The following is a 20,838-nucleotide window of genomic DNA, read 5'->3' on the forward strand; positions in this document are numbered from 1 at the left end:
GTAGCAAGGTCAGAGCTTAGGCGCACTTTCTATTGAGCGCCTGAATAAATATAGGCTCTAAGAGTTCATGGCGATTTTTATCTCCCATAGTATTTTCTAGTTCTGGGTTGGTAGCTGGATAGCCAATAATCAGTGGATTTTGGTCAATTAGGCCATTTTCAAGCTCCTCCTGAAGAACTTCAGGGTAGCGTGACTTTACCCCCACTGTATTTTCATCAGCTAGGCCTATAACCCCAGGATGAAGGCGAATAAACCCTTCATCTACCAAAATAGGAATACGCTGTGTGTCCTTGTTTTTACTCAAATAATGGATGAGATGCACCTGCTCAACTGGTGGAATCAGGGCATCTAGAAATATGAGGTCGGGGGCGATTGAAACTGCCTTCATCAGACCCTCAAGGCTATCAACAGATACCTCCATATCTACCTTTAGCTGCCAACATTGAATAGATTCGATTAACTCGTGGCTATTTTCGGCTCTTCTGAATATCCCCATGGCAATACAGTTTTGGGTAGTTTTCTGGCGCATCGCTCTTTTGCGACGTGCTAGCTGCTGATCTAAAGAGCTTGCCAGGATACGCCTATGACCTCCACGGGTCTTCCAGGCGATTAATTCACCTAATTCAACCATTTTCTGGACGGTGCCAAGTGATACCTGCAGCACTTTTGCGCTTTGACGGGTGCTTAGATATTCCAATTCTGGGGTAATCGCTTTCATATGTCCCTAATCTCATTAATTTATTTGGAGATTTAGAGAATACGAATCAAGTCTGAGGGAATCTGTCGGGCATGGTTTAAATCAGAGTAGGAAAATTCTTATTCAAGTCCTAAAAAGGGGTAGCAGCTCTAAAAGTCCTCAAATCAGGGAAAGCCCTTTATGAATCAATGGGTAGTCGTGTTAAATTAGCATGGTTGTAAGAGTATTCGCACAGATCAGTTCGTAAAGCGGTTTAGCCGCAGAGCGAATGGTTTTAACCACAGTTTTTATTCGGGAAACCCGATGAAAGGTGAGCATCATGATGCAAGATCAAAGAGATAGCTCCTATCTCTTCGGTGGAAACGCCCCTTACGTAGAAGAACTCTACGAATCCTATTTGCATGATCCAGGCTCTGTAGCTGATCATTGGCGAGATTATTTTGATAATGTGAAGCAGGTCCCAGCGGTAGATGGTTCTTCAAGAACTGACATTGCCCATGGACCTATTGTTGCTTCATTTGCTGAGCGGGCCAAGCAAGGGCCCATCAGAACAGTTTCTGATTCGGCTGACTCTGAGATGGGGCGCAAACGCGTTGCCGTTCAGCAGTTAATCGCCGCATATCGTAACGTCGGTAACCGCTGGGCCGATATTGATCCTTTGAAGCGAACTGAGCGCAAGGATATTCCGGAGTTAGATCCAGCTTTTTATGGCTTTACAGATGGCGATATGGATATCGTCTTCAATACTAGTAATACCTTCTTTGGTCGCAATGAAATGACCTTGCGTGATTTATTGCAAGCATTGCGTCAAACTTACTGTGGCACCTTAGGTGCTGAGTACATGTTTATTGCTGACCAGACTATCAAGAAATGGTGGCAAGAAAAATTAGAGTCGATCCGCTCAACTCCGAGATTTAATATGGACGAGAAGCGCCATATTTTGGATCGCGTTACTTCGGCAGAAGGTTTGGAGCGCTATCTTCAAGCAAAGTATGTAGGCCAAAAGCGATTTTCTCTCGAAGGTGGTGAGAGTTTTATCGCTTGTATGGACGAGTTGATTCGTGAATCTGGTGCCAAGGGCGTCCAAGAGATTGTGATTGGTATGGCCCATCGCGGCCGACTGAACGTGCTGGTGAATGTTTTAGGAAAAATGCCTTCAGATCTTTTTGCTGAGTTTGAGCATAAGGGCCCAGAAACATTGCCTGCAGGTGATGTGAAGTATCACCAAGGATTCTCGAGTGATATTTCTACTCCGGCAGGACCTGTCCATCTGTCGCTGGCATTTAATCCTTCCCATTTAGAGATCGTGAACCCGGTAGTAGAGGGTTCTGCACGTGCTCGTATGGAGCGTCGTGGAGATATGTTAGGTGAGCAAGTATTGCCAGTATTAGTACATGGAGATGCAGCTATTGCTGGTCAAGGTGTGATGCAAGAAACCTTAGCAATGGCGGAGGTCCGCGGCTACTACACTGGCGGCACGATTCACATCGTCATTAATAATCAGATTGGTTTCACAACATCCGATCCTCGTGACTTGCGCTCAAGTTTGTATTGCACAGACATCATGAAGGTGATTGATGCGCCTGTATTGCATGTGAACGGTGATGATCCTGAAGCGGTTGTTTTGGCTACCAAGCTGGCTGTTGAGTTCCGTACTCAGTTTCACAAAGATGTTGCCATCGATATTGTTTGCTTCAGAAAGCTGGGTCATAACGAGCAAGACACTCCTGCCATGACTCAACCTCTGATGTACAAGATCATTGCGGCTCATCCAGGTACACGTAAGTTGTATGCAGATAAATTAGAAGCTCAAGGTGTATTGCCTGCCGGCACCGGTGAATTAATGGTGAAGGAGTACCGTGCGGCCATGGATGCTGGTAAGCAGACTTCAGACCCTGTGCTCAGTAATTTCAAAGGTAAGTTTGCAGTTGATTGGTCTCCATTTCTCAATAAGCGTTGGACCGACGAGGCTGACACTGCCATCCCATTGACTGAGTGGAAGCGACTCGCAGAACGAGTCTCTACTGCTCGAGAAGGATTTAAGGTTCATCCTTTGGTCGAAAAGGTCTTAAAAGATCGTGCTGCTATGGGCCGCGGAGAAACTAATGTTGACTGGGGTATGGGTGAGCATATGGCTTTCGCATCCCTAGTAGCTAGTGGCTACCCAGTTCGCTTATCCGGCGAGGATAGTGGTCGCGGCACCTTTACCCATCGCCATGCAGTTTTGCATAATCAAAACCGCGAAAAATGGGATACCGGAGTCTATATTCCCTTGCGCCATATAGCCAAAGATCAAGCTCCTTTTTTGGTAATTGATTCCATCCTCTCTGAAGAGGCGGTACTTGGTTTTGAGTATGGTTACGCAGCTGCTGAACCAAATACCCTGACTATTTGGGAGGCTCAGTTTGGCGACTTCGCGAACGGCGCTCAAGTAGTGATCGATCAATTTATCGCTTCAGGAGAAGTAAAGTGGGGTCGTGCAAACGGCTTAGTCATGATGTTGCCTCACGGCTATGAGGGTCAAGGCCCAGAACACTCATCTGCACGATTAGAGCGCTTTATGCAGTTATGCGCTGATACTAATATGCAAGTGATTCAGCCAACAACCGCATCGCAGATCTTCCACGTCTTGCGTCGTCAAATGATTCGTCAGTTCCGCAAGCCTCTGATCTTGATGACACCAAAATCATTGCTCCGTAACAAAGAGGCTGCTTCGCCATTGACTGAGTTCACCAAGGGTGGTTTTCATACCATTCTTCCGGAGCGCGATGAGAGTATCGATGGCAAAAAGGTCACTCGATTAATTATGTGTTCCGGTAAGGTCTATTACGATTTGGCCAAAACACGTGCCGATAAAAAACTAGAGGATGTGGCGATTATTCGTTTGGAGCAGCTCTATCCATTCCCTCATAAGGCATTGACTGCTGAGTTGAAGAAGTACCCAAATCTGGAGGAGGTAGTGTGGTGTCAAGATGAGCCACAAAACCAAGGCGCCTGGTTCTTTGTTCAGCATAATATTTTGGAGAATATGTCTGAAGGCATGAAATTAGCCTATGCAGGTCGTCCAGCTTCTGCTTCACCAGCTTGTGGCTACGCCCATCTCCATCAAGAACAACAGAAGTCTCTTCTTACTGCAGCATTCGCAAAACTTAAGGGTTATGTCATTACGAAGTAATCGTAGACCTCACTCTTATATAAATACTAAATAGGATTAATCATGGCTATTTTTGAAGTTAAAGTCCCCCAGCTCTCCGAGTCAGTAGCAGAAGCTACTTTGTTGCAATGGAAAAAGAAAGTCGGCGATGCCGTCGGTCAAGATGAGATCTTGATTGAAATTGAAACAGACAAAGTTGTATTAGAAGTTCCTTCACCGTCTGCTGGTGTGATTACCGAGATCGTTATTGCTGATGGCGGCACTGTAGTTGCTGAGCAACTGATTGCGAAGATTGATAGCACAGCTGTCGCTGCTGCGGCTCCTGCCGCCGCTGCTCCAGCTGCCGCTCCAGCTAAAGCTGCGCCTGCAGCAAAGTCATCTGGCGCTGCTGCTGCACCTTCCGCAGCAAAAATTTTGGCTGAAAACAATATGACGACTGGTCAAGTTGCAGGCTCTGGTCGTGATGGTCGTGTGACAAAGGGTGATGCACTCAATGCCGTTGCGGGAGGTTCATCTTCCGCTGTATTACCAAGCGCACCAATTCCGCTAGGTAATCGCCCAGAAGAGCGTGTACCAATGAGTCGCTTGCGTGCTCGTATTGCCGAGCGTTTGTTAGAGTCCCAGGCAAACAATGCCATCTTGACTACCTTCAATGAAGTCAATATGGCTCCAGTAATTGCTATGCGCAACAAGTACAAAGATCAGTTTGAAAAAGTGCATGGCGTGAAGTTGGGCTTCATGTCCTTCTTTGTTAAAGCAGCTACCCATGCCTTGAAGAAGTTCCCATTATTGAATGCATCTGTTGATGGCAATGACATCGTGTATCACGGTTACTTTGACATTGGTATTGCAGTGAGCTCACCACGCGGTTTGGTTGTTCCAATTTTGCGTGACGTGGATCAAATGAATTTGGCTGATATCGAGAAGAAGATTGCTGAGTTTGGCGTAAAAGCGCGCGAAGGTAAGTTGTCATTAGAAGATTTAACTGGCGGCACATTCTCCATCTCTAATGGTGGCGTATTTGGTTCGATGCTTTCTACTCCGATTATCAATCCCCCACAGTCTGCGATTTTAGGCATTCATGCAACTAAAGAGCGTGCAGTGGTTGAGAACGGTCAAATCGTGATTCGTCCGATTAACTACCTGGCTTTGTCATATGACCATCGCATTATTGACGGTCGTGAGGCAGTGCTTGGCTTAGTAGCCATGAAGGATGCATTGGAAGATCCTTCACGTCTTCTCCTAGATCTGTAAAAGGAAAGAACATGAGCCAATCATTTGACATAGTAGTAATCGGCGGTGGTCCTGGCGGTTATATCGCTGCGATTCGTGCGGCGCAACTTGGCTTTAAGGTTGCCTGCGCTGAATCCAGTGCCTATGACGATCCAAAGGGTGAGATACGTCTGGGTGGAACTTGCTTGAACGTTGGCTGTATTCCTTCTAAAGCTTTGCTTTCTTCGTCTGAGGAATTCGAGAAGATTAGTCATCACGTAGCTGATCATGGCATTACTGTTGGATCAGTCAAGTTAGACTCTGGCAAGATGATTGCTCGTAAAGATGGGATTGTGACCAAGATGACTGCTGGTATTCAGTTCTTGTTCCGCAAAAATAAAATTACCTTGTTAAAAGGCCATGCATCTTTTGAGGGTAAGAATGCTGACGGTTATCAAGTCAAAATTGACGGTAAAGATAAAGAAGTAGTTAATGCTAAAAATGTGATTATTGCTACCGGATCTAAAGCGCGTCATTTGCCAGGCATTCCAGTCGATAACGTGTTGATTAGCGATAACGAAGGTGGTCTCAAGTTTGATTCCATTCCCAAGAAACTTGGCGTGATCGGAGCTGGTGTAATCGGCCTGGAGCTGGGCTCTGTATGGCGTCGTGTTGGCTCTGATGTGACTATTCTTGAAGCGCTCCCAACTTTCTTGGGCGCAGTTGATCAGGGTATTGCCAAAGAAGCTCACAAAATCTTTACCAAGCAAGGCCTCAAGATCAATATGGGCGTCAAGATTGGTGAAGTCAAAGCCGACAAAAAAGGCGTTGTAGTTAACTACACCGATAGTGAAGGCAAGGCTCAGAAATTAGAGTGCGATCGTTTAATCGTTTCTGTTGGCCGGGTTCCGAATACCGATAAACTGGGTCTCGATAAGATTGGTCTGAAAGTAGATGAGCGTGGTTTCATTCCAATCGATGACCATACTTGCGCAACAGCAGCGCCCAGTGTTTACGCTGTGGGTGATGTAGTGCGTGGACCTATGCTGGCTCACAAGGCAGAAGACGAAGGTGTGCTCGTTGCTGAAACGATCGCCGGTCAAAAGCCACATATTGATTACAACTGCATTCCTTGGGTGATTTACACCGACCCCGAAATTGCTTGGGTTGGTAGAACTGAAGAGCAGCTCAAACAGGCTGGCATTGCCTACAAAGCAGGTCAGTTCCCATTTGCAGCTAATGGCCGTGCACTAGGTATGGATCGTGCAGAGGGTTTTGTCAAAGTATTGGCCGATGAAAAAACAGATGAAATTTTAGGCGTCCATATCATTGGACCAAACGCATCTGACCTAATTGCAGAAGCAGCCGTAGCGATGGAATTTAAAGCAGCAGCGGAAGATATTGCTCGTATCTGTCATCCACATCCAAGCCTATCGGAAGTGGTTCGCGAGGCAGCATTAGCGACGGATAAACGTGCATTAAACATGTAATTGAAAGCATTAGAGTTTTACCATCAAGAGTTAAAGGCGCGCGGGTATCACAGTGATCCCGCGCAACTAGCTGCTATTGAGCGCTTGCAGCGCTGTGAAGATGAGTGGGTTGCTTATAAAGAAATCCGCAGCAATGGCTTAAAAAAGAAGCTCTTCAAACCAAAACTTCCACGCGGCGTCTATTTGTGGGGCGGAGTAGGTCGCGGCAAATCCTTTTTGATGGATGTTTTTTTTGCTGCATCTCCTCTGGAGAAAAAAATCCGGATTCATTTTCATGAATTCATGCGAGAAGTGCATCGTGAGCTTCATGAGCTTTCCGGTATGGCGGATCCACTAGATGAACTTGCCAAAAGAATTGCTAATAGGTACCGACTCATTTGTTTTGATGAGTTTCATATCAATGATATTGCCGATGCCATGATTTTGTATCGCTTGCTGAGCGCACTCTTTGAAGATCGCGTCCAGTTTGTGATGACCTCAAACTATGAACCTAGCCAGCTCTATCCCAACGGCTTGCATCGGGATCGTTTGCTACCGGCCATTAAGCTATTAGAAGAGCAACTCGATGTCATGAATGTCGATGCCGGTAATGACTATCGCCGCGTACAGATGGCTCAGGTTCAGGCCTACCTAACACCAGTCAATGCCGCCACCCATGCGATCTTGATGCAGATGTTTCAAACCCTAATCGGCAATCAAAAAGAGACTGTTCGTCCGGTGTTACGCATTGAATCTCGGGAGCTAAGACCTCTGCATATGGCCCAAGGGGTGGTTTGGTTCGATTTTCAAACCTTATGCTGCGGTCCAAGGTCACAAAACGACTATTTGGAGATTGCTAAACAGTTCCATACGGTGATCCTGTCGGGAGTCCCTTATATGCCCCCTAGAATGACTAATGAAGCCCGCCGCTTTATTTGGCTTATTGACGTCCTTTATGACCATAAAATCAAATTAATCATCTCCGCAGAGGTTCCAGCGGTCGATTTATATACCGAGGGCCAGATCACCAGTGAGTTCTCCAGAACGGTTTCTCGTTTAATTGAGATGCAGTCTCGGGATTACCTAGATGCACCCCGTCGGGTAATTGATACCAGCTTGACCTAAAATAGGTTCATGACTAGCAATTCCAACCTAAATGCAGATTTACACTGCCATTCCGTTGTGTCTGATGGAACTCTGACCCCTGAGGAGCTGGCGGAGCGTGCCTATTCGAACGGCGTGCGTCTATGGGCATTGACCGACCACGATGAGTTGGGTGGTCAAGAGAGGGCACAACTTGCTGCAAACGCACTGGGTATGGATTATCTACCTGGGGTTGAGATTTCGGTAACTTGGATGGGGCAAACCATCCATATCGTTGGCTTAGGAATTGACGCTGCCCATGCCGGAATTCTAGAGGGCTTACGTCGTACCCGCGAAGGTCGTGGTAATCGCGCTAAACAGATGGCCGAACAATTATTGAAAGCCGGGATACCTGGCGCCTATGAAGGTGCATTGCATTTTGCGGGTAATCAAGAACTCATTTCTCGTACACACTTTGCACGCTTTCTGGTGGAGCAGGGTATTTGCAAAGATACTGACCAAGTCTTTAAAAGATATCTCGTTGAAGACAAGCCAGGTTACGTGCCGCATCTGTGGGCAACATTAGATGATGCGGTTGCTTGGATCAAAGAGGCTGGTGGAGCAGCTGTGATCGCACATCCCGGCCGTTACAAGCTGAGCGCCATGCAGATGGATGAACTCTACAAGCACTTCAAAGAAATTGGCGGCATGGCCATTGAGGTCATTACTGGCAGTCATAGCCCCAATCAATACCAAACCTATGGCAAGATTGCTCAGCACTATGGATTTTTAGCTTCCCGAGGATCAGATTTTCATGACCCAGAGGAAAGCTATATTGACCTGGGCACCTTGCCTCATTTGCCGGATCACCTTACTCCAGTGTGGTCGCTATTTCATTAAGCCGTCCACACCAAACCTTTTTAACTACTCTTAAAGAATAAAGATCAAGATGTTTGCAGAACGAGTTCTCTCTGGCATGCGCCCAACTGGTAGCTTGCACCTTGGCCACTACCATGGTGTTTTAAAGAATTGGGTTCGCTTGCAATCTGAGTACCCCTGCTACTTTTTTGTCGCAGACTGGCACGCCTTAACGACTCACTATGAAACTCCAGATGTAATAGAGAAGTCGGTGTGGGATATGGTGATTGATTGGTTGGCATGTGGCGTAGATCCAAATCAAGCGACTTTATTTATTCAGAGCAAAGTGCCTGAGCATGCAGAGCTATTTTTATTGCTGGCGATGGGCACTCCTTTGGGTTGGTTGGAGCGCGTGCCAACATATAAAGATCAAATTGAAAAACTCAAAGAGAAAGATTTGCAAACCTATGGTTTCTTGGGATATCCCCTCCTGCAAGCGGCTGATATTTTGATGTACCGCGCTCAATTTGTTCCAGTAGGCGAGGATCAAGTACCGCATGTGGAGATGACCCGTGAGGTAGCGCGTCGTTTTAATTATCTCTATGGTCGCGAGCCTGGCTTTGAAGAGAAAGCCTTAGAAGCGGTTAAAAAATTAGGAAGTAAACGCGCCAAAATGTACGCTGAATTGCGTGTCGCTTTTCAGGAGCGGGGCGATGAAGAGGCTCTAGAGCAAGCTCAAGCATTGTTACAAGAAGCGCAAAGTTTGTCGATGGCTGATCGCGAGAGACTGTTTGGTTTCTTAGAGGGCGCACGCAAAATTATTCTGCCAGAGCCACAAGCTTTGTTAACCACCGCATCCCGCATGCCGGGTATTGATGGGCAGAAGATGTCCAAGTCTTACGGTAATACGATTAGTATTCGCGAAAAACCTGAAGAGGTAATTCGTTCAATCCGCACTATGCCAACTGATCCTGCTCGGGTGCGCAGAACTGATCCAGGCGACCCCGCACGTTGCCCTGTGTGGCAACTCCATACTGTGTATTCAAATGAAGACACTAAAACCTGGGTTCAAAAAGAATGTCAGTCTGCAGGCATCGGCTGCTTAGAGTGCAAGCAACCCGTGATTGATGCCATTCTTGCTGAGCAGCAGCCCATGTTCGAGCGTGCCCAAAAATACTTGGATGATCCAAGCTTATTGCGTTCCATCATTGCCGATGGTTCTGATAAAGCGCGTAAGGTTGCTCAAGAAACCATGCGCGAGGTCCGAGAGTCTATGGGCTTGGCTTACGACTGAGGAAATCTTGACTGCAATGCATGATGCAATCGCAAATGCTTCGCCTTGGGTGAAGCGTTTCGCTGCAGTAATTCCGACTGATGGTGTGGTTCTTGATCTGGCCTGTGGCTCCGGTCGGCATACTGCCTTGCTGGATTCTCTAGGCCATCGGATTCTGGCGGTTGACCAAGATATTTCTACTATTGAGCTGTTGAAAAGTGATGCTGTCCAAATCCAGAAACTCGATCTGGAGGGCTCAGATTGGCCATTACTAGACCAGCGGTTTTCAGGAATTGTGGTGACGAATTATCTTTATCGTCCATTTTTAGAGCAATTGCCCAACATGCTGTCTGAGGGTGGAGTCCTCATCTACGAGACCTTTGCCGACGGGAATGCTGAATTCGGCAAACCTTCAAACCCAAACTTTTTGCTAAATCCAGGTGAATTGCTAGCTTTGGCGCAGCGTTCAGGCCTTAAAGTGATTGCCTACGAGGATATTTACCTCGATCAGCCTAAACCAGCTGTGGTTCAGAGGATTTGTGCCGTAAAAGGGCATTTAAAAGGGTGCATTCCGTTACAATTTGCTGGTTAACATTCAGAAAATTCAGACACATTCAGTGACTAACACAACACTATCCAAAGTCAGTAAAAAGCCTATCGCAGGCAGCATGCCTGCTATTGTGACGCCGATGTTCGAGGACGGAAGCCTGGATTTTCCTGCTCTGCGTTCCTTGCTAGATTGGCATGTTGCTGAAGGTTCTGATGGCATTGTCATTGTCGGCACTAGTGGTGAGTCTCCCACAGTATCTGTAGAAGAACATTGCGAGCTGATTAAAGTGACTGTAGACCATATTGCTGGGCGTATCCCGGTAATCGCCGGTACTGGTGGTAATTCCACTACCGAGGCAATCGAGTTGACTAATTTTGCAAAGTCAGTTGGTGCTGATGCCAGCCTCCAGGTTGTGCCTTACTACAACAAGCCAACTCAAGACGGTATGTATGCCCACTTCAAGAAAATTGCGGAGTCGGTTGATCTGCCTGTGATTCTGTATAACGTTCCCGGTAGAACAGTTGCTGATCTTGCTGGCGAGACAACTGTTCGCCTGGCAGGAGTGCCGGGCATTATTGGTATCAAAGATGCCACTGGAAGTATTGAGCGCGGCACTTTATTGCTTGCTGATCTAAAGCGTGCTGGACACCAAGAATTTTCCGTATTTTCTGGCGATGATCTTAGTGCGGCAATGCTGATGCTCATGGGCGGCAAAGGCAATATTTCTGTAACGGCTAATATTGCGCCTCGCTTGATGCATGAGCTGTGTCAGGCCGCAATGTCTGATGATGTGGTCAAGACGCGCGCTATTCAATATCAATTACTGGCTGTACATAAAGCCATGTTTACCGAGGCAAATCCGATTCCTGTGAAATGGGCCCTGCATGAAATGGGTAAAGTGACCTCAGGCATTCGATTACCTTTAACCCCTTTGAGTCTCGCCTTGCGCGAACCTTTGAAGGCTGCATTGAAACAGGCTGGCTTACTATGATGAATTTGATGCGACCTTTGCGCCAACACTGTGCAACCCTACTAACGCTCTCGTTGGTAAGCGTTGTTTTAATTGGCTGTAAATCTGTAACAACGAGTGATACAGTCGACTACAAATCTGCTGGTGCCGTGCGTGGGCCTAACTTATCCTACCCCCCAGATCTGATTACTGCTCAAGCCGATCGTCGTTATATCGTTCAGGATGGTTCTGCGACCATGTCTGAGTACAACGCAGCAGTAAAAAAATCGGTACAAACTCGCAAGAACGTCATGACTGGTATTCCAGGTATGCGTATCGCTCGTGACGGTGAGCGTCGTTGGTTGGTTGTAGAAAAGCCAGCTCCAGAGCTGTATCCAAAAATTAAAGATTTTTGGCAGGAGAATGGTTTCCTTTTGGTAATTGATTCACCCTCTACCGGCATTATGGAAACGGATTGGGCTGAAAACCGCGCTAAGATCGCGCAAGACTTTATTCGCTCCACAATTGGCGGCGCATTAGATTCTCTTTACGATACTGGTGAGAGAGATAAGTACAAGACCCGCCTTGAAGTCAGCAAGCCTGGTGAAACAGAAATTTATATTACACAACGTGGTGCTATTGAAAAGTGCGTAACAGACAGTACAACTACTGCGTGTAATTCAACTATATGGACAGGGCGTCCAAATGATCCCGAGCTTGAAGCAGCATTTTTGGCTCGCTTAATGGAGCGCTTGGGTATGACCCAGGAAATGGCTAAAGCTCAAGTTGCGGCGCCACTTGGCCCAAAGACGCCTAAGGCGAAGTTAGTTCAAGAGGGTGTGAATACTGCTTATATTGAAATGGCGGCTGGCTTCGACCGCGCATGGCGCGACACTGGACTTGCCTTAGATCGTTCCAACTTTACCGTTGAAGATCGTAATCGTGCGAATGGTGTTTACTATGTACGTTACGTCAACCCTAAGGATTTGGGTGATACCAAAGGGTTTTTCACTAACTTATTCAGTAGCAAAGACGACTCAAGTTTGAAGGCGAAGAAATACCTCGTGGTGGTCAAGTCGACTAGTGATGGCTCTTCAAATGTATATGTTCAAAATGCGGATGGTAAGCCCGAAAATACCGCTGCTGGATTGCAACTCTTGACATTGCTGACGGAGCAAATGGCTCGATAGATGCCAAAGCTGAGAGAAATTAGATAATAAAAAAGCCGCTTATCAGCGGCTTTTTTTTCTTCAATAAGAAGATTACTTCTTAGCGTCAGCAGCAGGTGCAGCTGGAGCGGCTGGAGCAGCTGGAGCAGCAGCAGGAGCGTCAGCAGCTGGAGCAGCAGCAGGTGCAGCTGGAGCAGCTTCAACAGGTTTTGCTTCTTCTTTTTTACCGCAAGCGGTCAAAGCGATTGCCAACATTGCTACGAGTGCTAGTGACTTCTTCATTTGTAATTTCCTCTTAAAAAAATATCTTGAATAACCGGTTATGAATACTTGGTTAGTATAGGGTTAGACCCTAAGTACTTTCCAGAATGCATTATAGCCATCTACTAATTGATCGTTAAAAAAGCAGCCATCCTGCCTCAAAAGCCCCAAAAAGACTGTTATTTAATCCAATTTTCCCTAAGGATCCTGTGAACTGTTTGCTACGTGCCAGTGAGCGCCAGGCGGCTTGAGTTGAGGCATCTTGACCGTCGGTCATCTCTTCACCATTGCAGTAAATCCTTGGGCCCAGAGCGAGAACCCTTGTATAGGGGTGTACTTTTAAAGCTTGCTTGCCAAGATGACGTCTAAATTGTTCGGGCGAGAGATTATTGGCTACTCCATCAAAGTAGGCCTGAGGTTTTGGTTCGCTGAGATAGGCGGCTATGCCGGGAAGGAATGTTTCTACACGATCGAGTTTTAAGCCTTTTAACTTTTGCCTTACTTGCGTAATGATTTCTGCTGGAAGTTGTTCTGCGCAATGAGTTGCTGATTGTTTGGGATCTGCAAAGTGACTATTTAACTCAGGAATATCTTCTAGTGACTCAGCCAAACGCCACAAGCCTTCTTGCAAGATTTCTTTATAGCTTTGTGATCTAAAGCCAACTGACCAAGTTTGGCAGCCTGCATCCAAAGCAATGCCATCATGAGCAATATGTGGTGGTAGGTAAAGCATGTCGCCTGGCTCCAGATCCCACTCTTGCTCCACTCTAAAGTCCTCCAGAATTTTCAAGGGCAAATTTGGATTCAGCGTTAAATCCTTTTGCTCAGAAATGCGCCAACGTCTGCGTCCCGACATCTGAATTAAAAAGACATCATAAGAATCAAAGTGGGGGCCTACGCCACCACCAAGACCAGCAATGCTGATCATTAAATCATCTAAGCGTGCATCCGGAATAAAGCGAAACCAAGAAAGTACTTTTGCAGCTGCAGGATGTTTTGCCTCCATACCTTGAAGTAAAAGTGTCCAATCCGTCTTCTCAATAGCAGGAATCAATTTCTTTTTAAATGGGCCATTTGTAAAAGCCCAAGGCTTTGCCTTAATTAATCTGGATTCCACCGTATCATCACCCGCTATTTTGAATAACTCTTGAGGTGATATCGCGCTACCCAAGGGCTGGCCTATTTGTTTGGCGAGCTCAAAGGCGGGGATGGCGCCTCGTACTAATAGTGGTTTCTTATGCCAATAGGATTTCATGAACTGTTGAGGGCTATTGCCCCCTAGAAGAGCCCATGGGCGATCTAGCGGAAGGTTTTGGGGTGCCTGTGGCGGATCGTAAGGCTTGCTCAAGTAAAATGCTGTCATATCAGTAAGAAGCTGTTTAAAACACAATGTTGAATGAATTACGCATGAAGATCGAAAAAAATACTGTTGTATCCCTGCGCTACAAACTAACTGATGCGCAAAATAATATTATCGAGGAACCAGACTCCCCGATGGTATACCTGCATGGCGGATATGAGGGCACTTTTCCCAAAATTGAAAACTTATTAGATGGCCAGGATGTGGGTTATGAAGCTAGCATTCAGCTTGAGCCTAGCGAAGCCTTTGGAGAGTATGACCCAGAGTTGCTCAAGATTGAGCCACGCGCACGCTTTCCTGAACCCTTGGAAGTCGGTATGCAGTTTGAGGGTGTTCCTGATGAGGAAGTAGAAGACGATGGCGACGAAGATGAAGAGCCCTTGATCTATACCGTAACTGATGTGGCTGATAGCCAAGTTGTTTTAGATGGGAATCATCCACTTGCTGGTATGGCCTTGCGCTTCTGGGTTCAAGTGGAAGATATCCGAACTGCTACAGATGAAGAGATTGAAAATCGACATCCTGAGGGCGCAGAAGCATTTGCATTTGGGATGCCTGACGATTTAGACGATGGTGAGGATGACTCTGCCGACCCAATCTCTCAACCTGGTGGTTCTTCACCAACTCTGCATTAAAACTAAAAGACTACTCTTTAAGCCACTCTTTTAGGACTCCAAGATCACGCTTGGTATCGCTAGATTCTTCTGCATGTGATGGCGTATTGCTCAATTTCGCTAGCGCTTTCTCAAGTGCAGCGATCTTAGCCTCTTGTTCTAAGGTAGCATCAATTAAACCTTTTAATGCCATAGAAACTGGATCATCTACATTGGGTGTGACGCCATAGGCTGAAAAGTATTCTTTAGCCTTGCTATCTGGTGTGCTGGCCTGAGGCAAATCAGGATGCAAGATGCGCGCAGGAATTCCCACGGCAGTTGCTCCAGCTGGGATTTCCTTTAGAACTACTGCATTAGATCCAACACGAGCGCCATCACCTACAGTAAAGCCTCCAAGAACCTTAGCTCCCGCGCTAATGACTACGCCCTTGCCTAAAGTGGGGTGACGTTTTACACCCTTATAAAGGGATGTCCCGCCTAAGGTAACGCCTTGATAGATAGTGCAGTCATCGCCAATTTCAGTAGTCTCGCCAATCACAATACCTAGGCCGTGGTCCAAAAATACTCTACGACCGATTTTTGCTCCAGGATGTATTTCAATGCCAGTAATGAAGCGAGCTAGCATCGATAGAAGGCGCGCAATCCACTTCAAACCTAAGTTCCATAGACCATGTGATATCTGATGTATCCAAACAGCATGTAGCCCCGGATAGCAGGTTATGACCTCTAAGCGATTCCTTGCGGCAGGGTCACGAACAATGATGGAGTCGACTTGGTCGAAGAGCGAATTAAGCATAAATGGATTTTAACGGGTAAAGCCCAATCTATTTTTTCAAGAGCATCTGTTTGGCAATCCCACGGAGCAGGTCGATTTCTTCTTTGTGCAGGCGCGTTCTAGCAAATAGTGCTTGTAAGCGGGGCATGAGTTTTTTGGGATTTGTGGGATCAAGGTAGCCAATCGCCTCCAAACCCTCGCGCCAGTGCTCCAGCATGGCAGCTACAGCTGCAGGATCCGCATAACCTACCGTCTCAGTGTTATTGCCTAAGGCCACTAGCCCCAAATCCTCCCCAAGGGATTCTCTGAGGGTGAAGGCGCAAACCATGATGGCTTGGGCGAGGTTAAGGGAAGGGTAGAGTGGGTTCGCATCAAGCCATACGCGATGGGTGCATAGTGAGAGATGGTGGTTATCTAGGCCAGTGCGCTCTGGCCCAAAGAGGAGCGCGACTTGCTGATTGGCCGCGATAGCTGCCTGAACTAACGGGCGAGCGGCTTGCCAATTTAATGCTGGTGGCCCAAATTCACGATCACGACTGGTGAGGCCTAAAACAAGACTGCAGCCTTGAACAGCTGATCCCAAAGATGAAGTTTCTTGACTGGACTCCAGCACATCGACCGCACCACTGGCTAGAGCAATGGCCTCTGACGTCTGGGCAACACCCGCAATCTTGGGTGAAATTAAGTGCAGGTCACTAAACCCCATGGTTTTTAGTGCGCGGGCTGCCGACCCCACATTTCCAGGGTGGCTGGTTTCAACTAAAACCCAGCGTAGTAACTGTGCTTGGGAGGCATTCATATCAACAGGAATTCTCTAGTAGCTTGGGAGTTCAATGTAGCAATCGTTTAGAATCAGGATGTTAGCTCCTTATTGTCCTGCAGTTTGCAATCTGGTGAGCTCGTTCTTATTTAATTTGTCCATCAATACTATGCATCCCATGTTAAATGTGGCCGTGAAGGCTGCCCGTCGTGCCGGAACCGTGATTAATAGAGCCTCTCTGAATTTAGAGCGACTTCAGATTGACCGCAAACAACATAATGATTTCGTAACTGAGGTGGACAGACAGGCCGAAGCAGCCATTATTGAAACGCTCAGCGAAGCCTATCCTTCGCACGGCTTCTTGGCTGAAGAAACTGGCGCCCAAAATACTGATGCTGAAAATGTTTGGATCATTGATCCACTCGATGGCACAACTAACTTTATTCATGGTTTTCCGCAGTATGCAGTTTCCATTGCACTGTCTGTCAACGGGGTAACCCAACAAGCAGTAGTTTACGATCCGACCCGCGATGAACTATTCACTGCCACGCGCGGTGCAGGTGCATATTTGGATCGTCGGCGTTTACGTGTTGCCACGCAAGATCGTTTAGCGAATTCATTATTGGGTACTGGCTTTCCTTATCGCGACGACCAAGACTTAGAAAAATATTTAAAAATCTTTGCAGATATGTCGCGCCAATGTGCCGGCCTGCGTCGTCCTGGAGCTGCATCTCTTGACTTGGCCTATGTTGCTGCTGGTCGTTACGATGGATTTTTTGAGAGCGATCTCAAGCCATGGGACATGGCAGCAGGGGCTTTATTGATTACTGAGTCTGGTGGACTTGTCGGCAACTACCGCGGCGAAGAAGGCTTCCTACAAAGCGGTGAAGTGATGTGCGCTAACCCTCGCATCTTTGCCCAGATGGTTCAGTGCTTATCTAAATATTCCACCTTTTAATACGGCAGCAGTATTAAGTTTTGATCAGGTCGGTGTAACGTACTCCGTCTTGATTAATGAGTAGGGCGCTTGCGCGTGGCCGCCCACTTTCAGGGTGATCTAAATCCCAATCTGATAAGACCCAGCGTTGCCATTCCTGATCTTGTAGATGCTCTTGATGTTGTTTTGGTCGGTGAGTGTGACCATGTATCAGTTGATACCCAGCTTGATCTTTAAGCACTGCAGCGCAGGCAGCTAAGGTCACATTCGTTTTGGCTTGTGCGCCTTCAACTGAAAATTGCATTGACCGTTGATATTGCACGCTACTATTACTGCGCAGGTGATTAGCAATAGAGCGGCGCCAATTTAAGGGCATTCTCAAGAATAGTTTTTGGATCCAAGGTTTGCGGACCCAGCTACGAAAAACTTGGTAGCCAATATCTGCCGTGCAAAGTGAGTCGCCGTGACAGAGAACATATTCAGAGCCTGCAATATGAATCTTGCTAGGATCAGGCAAGAGTGTCATGCCTGTTTTACTTAAAAAATGCTTACCAACTAAAAAGTCCCGATTACCATGAAGGTAATAGGTTTTCACTTTAGTGGACAGGGTTGCAAGTGCATTCTTTACCTCTTGGTGAAAAGGTGAATGTAGAGCAGCATCATCTCCAACCCAATACTCAAATAGATCACCTAAGATCAATACAGCTTCTACCTTAGGCGCATCTTTTTCACAAAAATCAAAGAAGCGTTGCGCCGTCAAGGGCATTGACGGCGTGAGATGTAAATCAGAAATGAGCAGTGCGCTCGCGTATTGCGGAATCATTCCTCGAGAACGCTTGCCTTTTCAATGAGGACGTCTTCAGCAGGAACATCTTGATGAAAGCCGGAATTACCTGTTTTAACTTTACGAATGACATCAACCACATCAAGACCATCAGTGACTTTGCCAAAAACAGCGTAACCCCAACCTTGAGCATTAGGGGCGGTGTGGTTTAAGAAGTCATTGTCATTGACGTTAATAAAAAATTGCGCTGTCGCAGAGTGCGGATCGCTAGTGCGAGCCATAGCTACTGTGCCACGTTCGTTTTTAAGACCATTGTTCGCTTCATTCTCAATTTGGGCGCCAGACGATTTTTCTTTTAGGCCAGCAGTCATGCCGCCACCTTGAATCATAAAATTATCAATCACGCGATGGAAAATCGTGCCATCGTAATGACCGCTTTTGACGTACTCTATAAAATTAGCAACAGTCTTTGGCGCTTTTGCAGCATCCAGGGTAAGAGTGATATCGCCCTTATTTGTTTTTAGTAGAACTTTGGACATGATGAATTTACTTTCTATAAGTTAGTAGATAAAAAGGTATGAAAATTATTTTGAAGTAGGCGTTGCTGGGATTGCAGGCGCCGCTGACACAACGCCTTTTTTAGCCGGCTTCAGTATCTCCATCAATGCTTTTGCACGATTGGTGTATTGACGCTGATTTAAGACTGCATCTTTTGCGGCATTGTCATAGGCTTGAGCTGCCAGGCGAATATAGACCTCGCCTAAGTTAGCTGAGGCAACCGTGTAGCTCGGGCGTAATTTCAGGGCGAGCTCTAAATAGTCTCTTGCCTCAATCCAATTGCCTTGATTTGCTGCTAGTGCAGCTAAGTTGTTATAAGGCTCAGGCAGCTCCGGAAACTGTTGGGTAATCTCAACCAAGGTCTTTTTAGCTTCTACCCACTGGCGCGTTTCAATCTGGATACGTGCCTTAACGTAACGTAACTGCACATTACCCGGTGTTTTCTGAAGTTGCTTATTGATACTGTCGATAGCTTCAGGATATTTTTTGGCTTTGACTAGCTTTTCAATATCGGACGGAACTCCATTTCTAGTTACTGGGTCTGGCTCAATAATCAAAAAGGATAAAAACGGAACGGCGACAGAGTCAGACAACTCAGCATTAAATTGATCGTATCCAGCGTCGTTTCCGGCAAGTCTTGGAGGGTCATTGGGGCCGTAAGATCCTAGATAGGGCGCTTGAGTACCTTGAGCACTAGCGGGGGCACTATTCAGGGCATTAATTTCAGCCTCTGCTAACTGTTGCCCAGGAGTGCTACAGCCCGCAAGGAATAAAACAGCAAAAAAGGCGCACAAGCCGCACAGCTGAGCTGGACGTAGAAAAAAATGGTTAGCTGACATAGGGTTTGGGATGAAAAACGGGCTCATTCGATATACTCAGCGCTCAGTCTAACAAATTGGCGCTACTTGCCCACCTTTATAGCCTCTATGCTGCAAATCTATAACACCCTCAGTCGTTCTAAACAGGCCTTTAAACCCATTGAGCCGGGCAAGGTAAAGATGTACGTCTGCGGAATGACGGTTTATGACTTTTGCCATATTGGCCATGCCCGGGTGATGATTGTCTTTGATATGGTGGTGCGCTGGTTGCGTGCCAGTGGTTATGAGGTTGTTTTCGTCCGCAACATCACCGATATTGATGACAAGATCATCAATCGTGCGATTGAGAATGGCGAGCCTATTTCTGCATTAACACAACGTTTTATTGATGCAATGCATGCCGACTCAAATGAATTGGGCTTGATGCACCCCGATCACGAGCCTCGTGCCACTGATTACATCGGGCAAATGCAGGACATCATTGGCCGCTTAATTGAAAAAGAATTGGCCTATCAAGGCGAGGATGGGGATGTCAATTTCGCGGTTCGATTGTTTCCAGAATATGGTCGCCTTTCCGGTAAATCCTTGGATGAATTAAATGCTGGTGACCGTGTCGCAGTTGGTGGTGGTAAACGAGATCCATTGGACTTTGTTCTATGGAAGAGTGCCAAACCAGAGGAGCCTGCGGATACCCGTTGGAAATCCCCCTGGGGTGAAGGTCGCCCTGGATGGCATATTGAATGTTCTGCCATGTCATGCGATTTGCTAGGTGAGCATTTTGATATTCATGGCGGTGGTGCGGATTTGCAGTTTCCGCATCATGAAAACGAGATTGCTCAGAGCGAGGGCGCCCTCTATGGACAAGATCATCAGGCTAACGATCAGCCTTTTGTAAATTACTGGATGCATAACGGGCATATTCGGGTAAATGAAGAAAAGATGTCGAAGTCATTAGGCAATTTTTTCCTCATTCGTGATGTCTTGAAGAGTTTTGACCCCGAGGTCTTGCGTTTCTTCATGCTCCGCGCCCACTACCGTAGCCCAATTAACTATAGTGATGCGCAGCTTGAAGAGGCTCGTGCAGGACTGATCCGTCTTTACACCGCTTTAGCGCAAGTGAGCTCAAGCGATCATCCTGTAGACCCCCATTCGCCATGGTCTGAGCGCTTCACTAATGCGATGAATGATGACTTTAATACGCCCGTGGCGATAGCAGCCCTGTTTGACTTAGCTAGTGAAGTGAATCGTGCGCAGGGTGAAGAGAAGCTTCAATTGGCTAGCGTTCTCAAAAGCTTGGCTGCAGCTCTCAATTTCTTGCAACGTGACCCGATCGTATTCTTGCAAGAAGGATCCCGAGGTGGCGATGCTGGATTATCTGCTACTGCTATTGAAGAGCAAATTGCGGCACGAGTCACTGCAAAACTCGCCAAAGATTTTGCGAAAGCAGATTTAATTCGCAAGACATTATTAGATCAGGGCGTAGTATTGGAAGATAAGCCCGGTGGCATTACCGAATGGCGCAAAAGTTAATTGAAGAATATTTATTTTGAGTAAAGC

Annotated in this window: 20 protein-coding genes; 12 read left to right on the top strand and 8 right to left on the bottom strand. The window is 46.7% G+C overall.

Going from position 1 to position 20,838, the window contains the following annotated elements; translation table 11 throughout:
* Positions 1–16 precede the first annotated feature (16 nt).
* The gene (locus C2759_RS04745; RefSeq protein WP_215356501.1) at positions 17–718 is read right to left on the bottom strand and encodes an excisionase family DNA-binding protein; all 702 of its coding nucleotides are present in this window, start codon (positions 716–718) and stop codon (positions 17–19) included.
* A 298-nt stretch (positions 719–1,016) separates the two neighbouring features.
* On the opposite strand from C2759_RS04745, the gene C2759_RS04750 reads away from it, so the two are divergent.
* The 9 genes from C2759_RS04750 to bamC all read left to right on the top strand — a co-directional run bounded on the left by C2759_RS04750 (position 1,017) and on the right by bamC (position 12,435).
* Positions 1,017–3,872, top strand: coding sequence for a 2-oxoglutarate dehydrogenase E1 component (locus C2759_RS04750; RefSeq protein ID WP_215356502.1), 2,856 nt, complete (start codon positions 1,017–1,019; stop codon positions 3,870–3,872).
* A 42-nt stretch (positions 3,873–3,914) separates the two neighbouring features.
* Positions 3,915–5,105: a 2-oxoglutarate dehydrogenase complex dihydrolipoyllysine-residue succinyltransferase gene (gene odhB / locus C2759_RS04755; protein WP_215356503.1), complete on the top strand. Its 1,191-nt coding sequence runs from the start codon at positions 3,915–3,917 to the stop codon at positions 5,103–5,105.
* 11 nt (positions 5,106–5,116) lie between these two features.
* The gene (gene lpdA, locus C2759_RS04760) at positions 5,117–6,553 is read left to right on the top strand and encodes a dihydrolipoyl dehydrogenase (RefSeq protein ID WP_215356504.1); all 1,437 of its coding nucleotides are present in this window, start codon (positions 5,117–5,119) and stop codon (positions 6,551–6,553) included.
* Entirely contained in the window at positions 6,554–7,657 is a 1,104-nt protein-coding gene (zapE, locus tag C2759_RS04765) for a cell division protein ZapE (RefSeq protein WP_215356505.1), read from the top strand. It abuts the gene before it with no gap.
* A 9-nt stretch (positions 7,658–7,666) separates the two neighbouring features.
* Positions 7,667–8,515, top strand: coding sequence for a 3',5'-nucleoside bisphosphate phosphatase (locus C2759_RS04770; RefSeq protein ID WP_215356506.1), 849 nt, complete (start codon positions 7,667–7,669; stop codon positions 8,513–8,515).
* Positions 8,516–8,564: 49 nt separating this feature from the next.
* Positions 8,565–9,767, top strand: a complete 1,203-nt coding sequence (locus C2759_RS04775) for a tryptophan--tRNA ligase (RefSeq protein ID WP_046330106.1) — start codon at positions 8,565–8,567, stop codon at positions 9,765–9,767.
* Between the two features lie 16 nt (positions 9,768–9,783).
* Positions 9,784–10,338 (top strand): bifunctional 2-polyprenyl-6-hydroxyphenol methylase/3-demethylubiquinol 3-O-methyltransferase UbiG, encoded by a 555-nt coding sequence (locus tag C2759_RS04780; protein WP_215356646.1) that lies wholly within the window; start codon positions 9,784–9,786, stop codon positions 10,336–10,338.
* A 76-nt stretch (positions 10,339–10,414) separates the two neighbouring features.
* Positions 10,415–11,287: a 4-hydroxy-tetrahydrodipicolinate synthase gene (gene dapA / locus C2759_RS04785; protein WP_215356647.1), complete on the top strand. Its 873-nt coding sequence runs from the start codon at positions 10,415–10,417 to the stop codon at positions 11,285–11,287.
* Entirely contained in the window at positions 11,287–12,435 is a 1,149-nt protein-coding gene (gene bamC, locus C2759_RS04790) for an outer membrane protein assembly factor BamC (protein ID WP_215356649.1), read from the top strand. The genes dapA and bamC overlap by 1 nt, the downstream gene beginning before the upstream one ends.
* Positions 12,436–12,507: 72 nt before the next feature.
* Here bamC and C2759_RS04795 read toward each other — a convergent pair whose 3' ends face one another.
* Positions 12,508–12,696 carry a hypothetical protein gene (locus tag C2759_RS04795; protein ID WP_215356507.1) on the bottom strand — a complete coding sequence of 63 codons (189 nt, stop codon included), beginning with the start codon at positions 12,694–12,696 and terminating at the stop codon, positions 12,508–12,510.
* 115 nt (positions 12,697–12,811) lie between these two features.
* Complete coding sequence (locus C2759_RS04800; protein ID WP_215356508.1) at positions 12,812–14,038, bottom strand: cupin domain-containing protein; 1,227 nt, start codon at positions 14,036–14,038, stop codon at positions 12,812–12,814.
* 44 nt (positions 14,039–14,082) lie between these two features.
* Here C2759_RS04800 and C2759_RS04805 point away from each other — a divergent pair, with 44 nt between their 5' ends.
* A complete protein-coding gene (locus tag C2759_RS04805) occupies positions 14,083–14,670 on the top strand; it encodes a peptidylprolyl isomerase (RefSeq protein ID WP_215356509.1) in 588 nt (195 codons plus the stop codon).
* 10 nt (positions 14,671–14,680) lie between these two features.
* On the opposite strand, the gene cysE is transcribed toward C2759_RS04805, so the two are convergent.
* Both cysE and C2759_RS04815 read right to left on the bottom strand, forming a co-directional pair.
* A complete protein-coding gene (gene cysE / locus C2759_RS04810) occupies positions 14,681–15,445 on the bottom strand; it encodes a serine O-acetyltransferase (protein ID WP_215356510.1) in 765 nt (254 codons plus the stop codon).
* Between the two features lie 28 nt (positions 15,446–15,473).
* On the bottom strand, positions 15,474–16,223 hold the full coding sequence (locus C2759_RS04815) for an RNA methyltransferase (protein ID WP_215356511.1): 750 nt from the start codon (positions 16,221–16,223) through the stop codon (positions 15,474–15,476).
* Between the two features lie 130 nt (positions 16,224–16,353).
* Here C2759_RS04815 and C2759_RS04820 point away from each other — a divergent pair, with 130 nt between their 5' ends.
* Positions 16,354–17,142 (top strand): inositol monophosphatase family protein, encoded by a 789-nt coding sequence (locus C2759_RS04820; protein WP_215356650.1) that lies wholly within the window; start codon positions 16,354–16,356, stop codon positions 17,140–17,142.
* 13 nt (positions 17,143–17,155) lie between these two features.
* Here the strand turns inward: C2759_RS04820 and C2759_RS04825 are convergent, their stop codons facing one another.
* From C2759_RS04825 to C2759_RS04835, 3 genes are read right to left on the bottom strand one after another with little or no spacing between them, the layout of a single operon-like run.
* Positions 17,156–17,944 carry a UDP-2,3-diacylglucosamine diphosphatase gene (locus C2759_RS04825; RefSeq protein ID WP_215356512.1) on the bottom strand — a complete coding sequence of 263 codons (789 nt, stop codon included), beginning with the start codon at positions 17,942–17,944 and terminating at the stop codon, positions 17,156–17,158.
* A complete protein-coding gene (locus C2759_RS04830; protein ID WP_215356513.1) occupies positions 17,941–18,444 on the bottom strand; it encodes a peptidylprolyl isomerase in 504 nt (167 codons plus the stop codon). Before C2759_RS04830 ends, C2759_RS04825 begins: the two co-directional genes overlap by 4 nt.
* A 45-nt stretch (positions 18,445–18,489) precedes the next feature.
* The gene (locus C2759_RS04835) at positions 18,490–19,302 is read right to left on the bottom strand and encodes a lipopolysaccharide assembly protein LapB (protein ID WP_251367031.1); all 813 of its coding nucleotides are present in this window, start codon (positions 19,300–19,302) and stop codon (positions 18,490–18,492) included.
* A gap of 87 nt (positions 19,303–19,389) precedes the next feature.
* On the opposite strand from C2759_RS04835, the gene cysS reads away from it, so the two are divergent.
* On the top strand, positions 19,390–20,811 hold the full coding sequence (cysS, locus tag C2759_RS04840) for a cysteine--tRNA ligase (protein ID WP_215356515.1): 1,422 nt from the start codon (positions 19,390–19,392) through the stop codon (positions 20,809–20,811).
* Positions 20,812–20,838: the final 27 nt, after the last annotated feature.

Origin of the sequence: Polynucleobacter sp. MG-Unter2-18, from assembly GCF_018687675.1 — a bacterium.
Lineage (GTDB): Bacteria > Pseudomonadota > Gammaproteobacteria > Burkholderiales > Burkholderiaceae > Polynucleobacter.

Coding starts and splice junctions, on each gene's coding strand:
- C2759_RS04795 (WP_215356507.1), bottom strand. CDS start 12,696: ATGAAGAAGTCACTAGCACTCGTAGCAATGTTGGCAATCGCTTTGACC.
- C2759_RS04750 (WP_215356502.1), top strand. CDS start 1,017: ATGATGCAAGATCAAAGAGATAGCTCCTATCTCTTCGGTGGAAACGCC.
- cysS (WP_215356515.1), top strand. CDS start 19,390: ATGCTGCAAATCTATAACACCCTCAGTCGTTCTAAACAGGCCTTTAAA.
- cysE (WP_215356510.1), bottom strand. CDS start 15,445: ATGCTTAATTCGCTCTTCGACCAAGTCGACTCCATCATTGTTCGTGAC.
- odhB (WP_215356503.1), top strand. CDS start 3,915: ATGGCTATTTTTGAAGTTAAAGTCCCCCAGCTCTCCGAGTCAGTAGCA.
- C2759_RS04830 (WP_215356513.1), bottom strand. CDS start 18,444: ATGTCCAAAGTTCTACTAAAAACAAATAAGGGCGATATCACTCTTACC.
- bamC (WP_215356649.1), top strand. CDS start 11,287: ATGAATTTGATGCGACCTTTGCGCCAACACTGTGCAACCCTACTAACG.
- C2759_RS04815 (WP_215356511.1), bottom strand. CDS start 16,223: ATGAATGCCTCCCAAGCACAGTTACTACGCTGGGTTTTAGTTGAAACC.
- C2759_RS04805 (WP_215356509.1), top strand. CDS start 14,083: ATGAAGATCGAAAAAAATACTGTTGTATCCCTGCGCTACAAACTAACT.
- C2759_RS04775 (WP_046330106.1), top strand. CDS start 8,565: ATGTTTGCAGAACGAGTTCTCTCTGGCATGCGCCCAACTGGTAGCTTG.
- C2759_RS04825 (WP_215356512.1), bottom strand. CDS start 17,944: ATGATTCCGCAATACGCGAGCGCACTGCTCATTTCTGATTTACATCTC.
- lpdA (WP_215356504.1), top strand. CDS start 5,117: ATGAGCCAATCATTTGACATAGTAGTAATCGGCGGTGGTCCTGGCGGT.
- C2759_RS04745 (WP_215356501.1), bottom strand. CDS start 718: ATGAAAGCGATTACCCCAGAATTGGAATATCTAAGCACCCGTCAAAGC.
- dapA (WP_215356647.1), top strand. CDS start 10,415: ATGCCTGCTATTGTGACGCCGATGTTCGAGGACGGAAGCCTGGATTTT.
- C2759_RS04820 (WP_215356650.1), top strand. CDS start 16,354: ATGCATCCCATGTTAAATGTGGCCGTGAAGGCTGCCCGTCGTGCCGGA.
- C2759_RS04835 (WP_251367031.1), bottom strand. CDS start 19,302: ATGTCAGCTAACCATTTTTTTCTACGTCCAGCTCAGCTGTGCGGCTTG.
- C2759_RS04780 (WP_215356646.1), top strand. CDS start 9,784: ATGCATGATGCAATCGCAAATGCTTCGCCTTGGGTGAAGCGTTTCGCT.
- C2759_RS04800 (WP_215356508.1), bottom strand. CDS start 14,038: ATGACAGCATTTTACTTGAGCAAGCCTTACGATCCGCCACAGGCACCC.
- C2759_RS04770 (WP_215356506.1), top strand. CDS start 7,667: ATGACTAGCAATTCCAACCTAAATGCAGATTTACACTGCCATTCCGTT.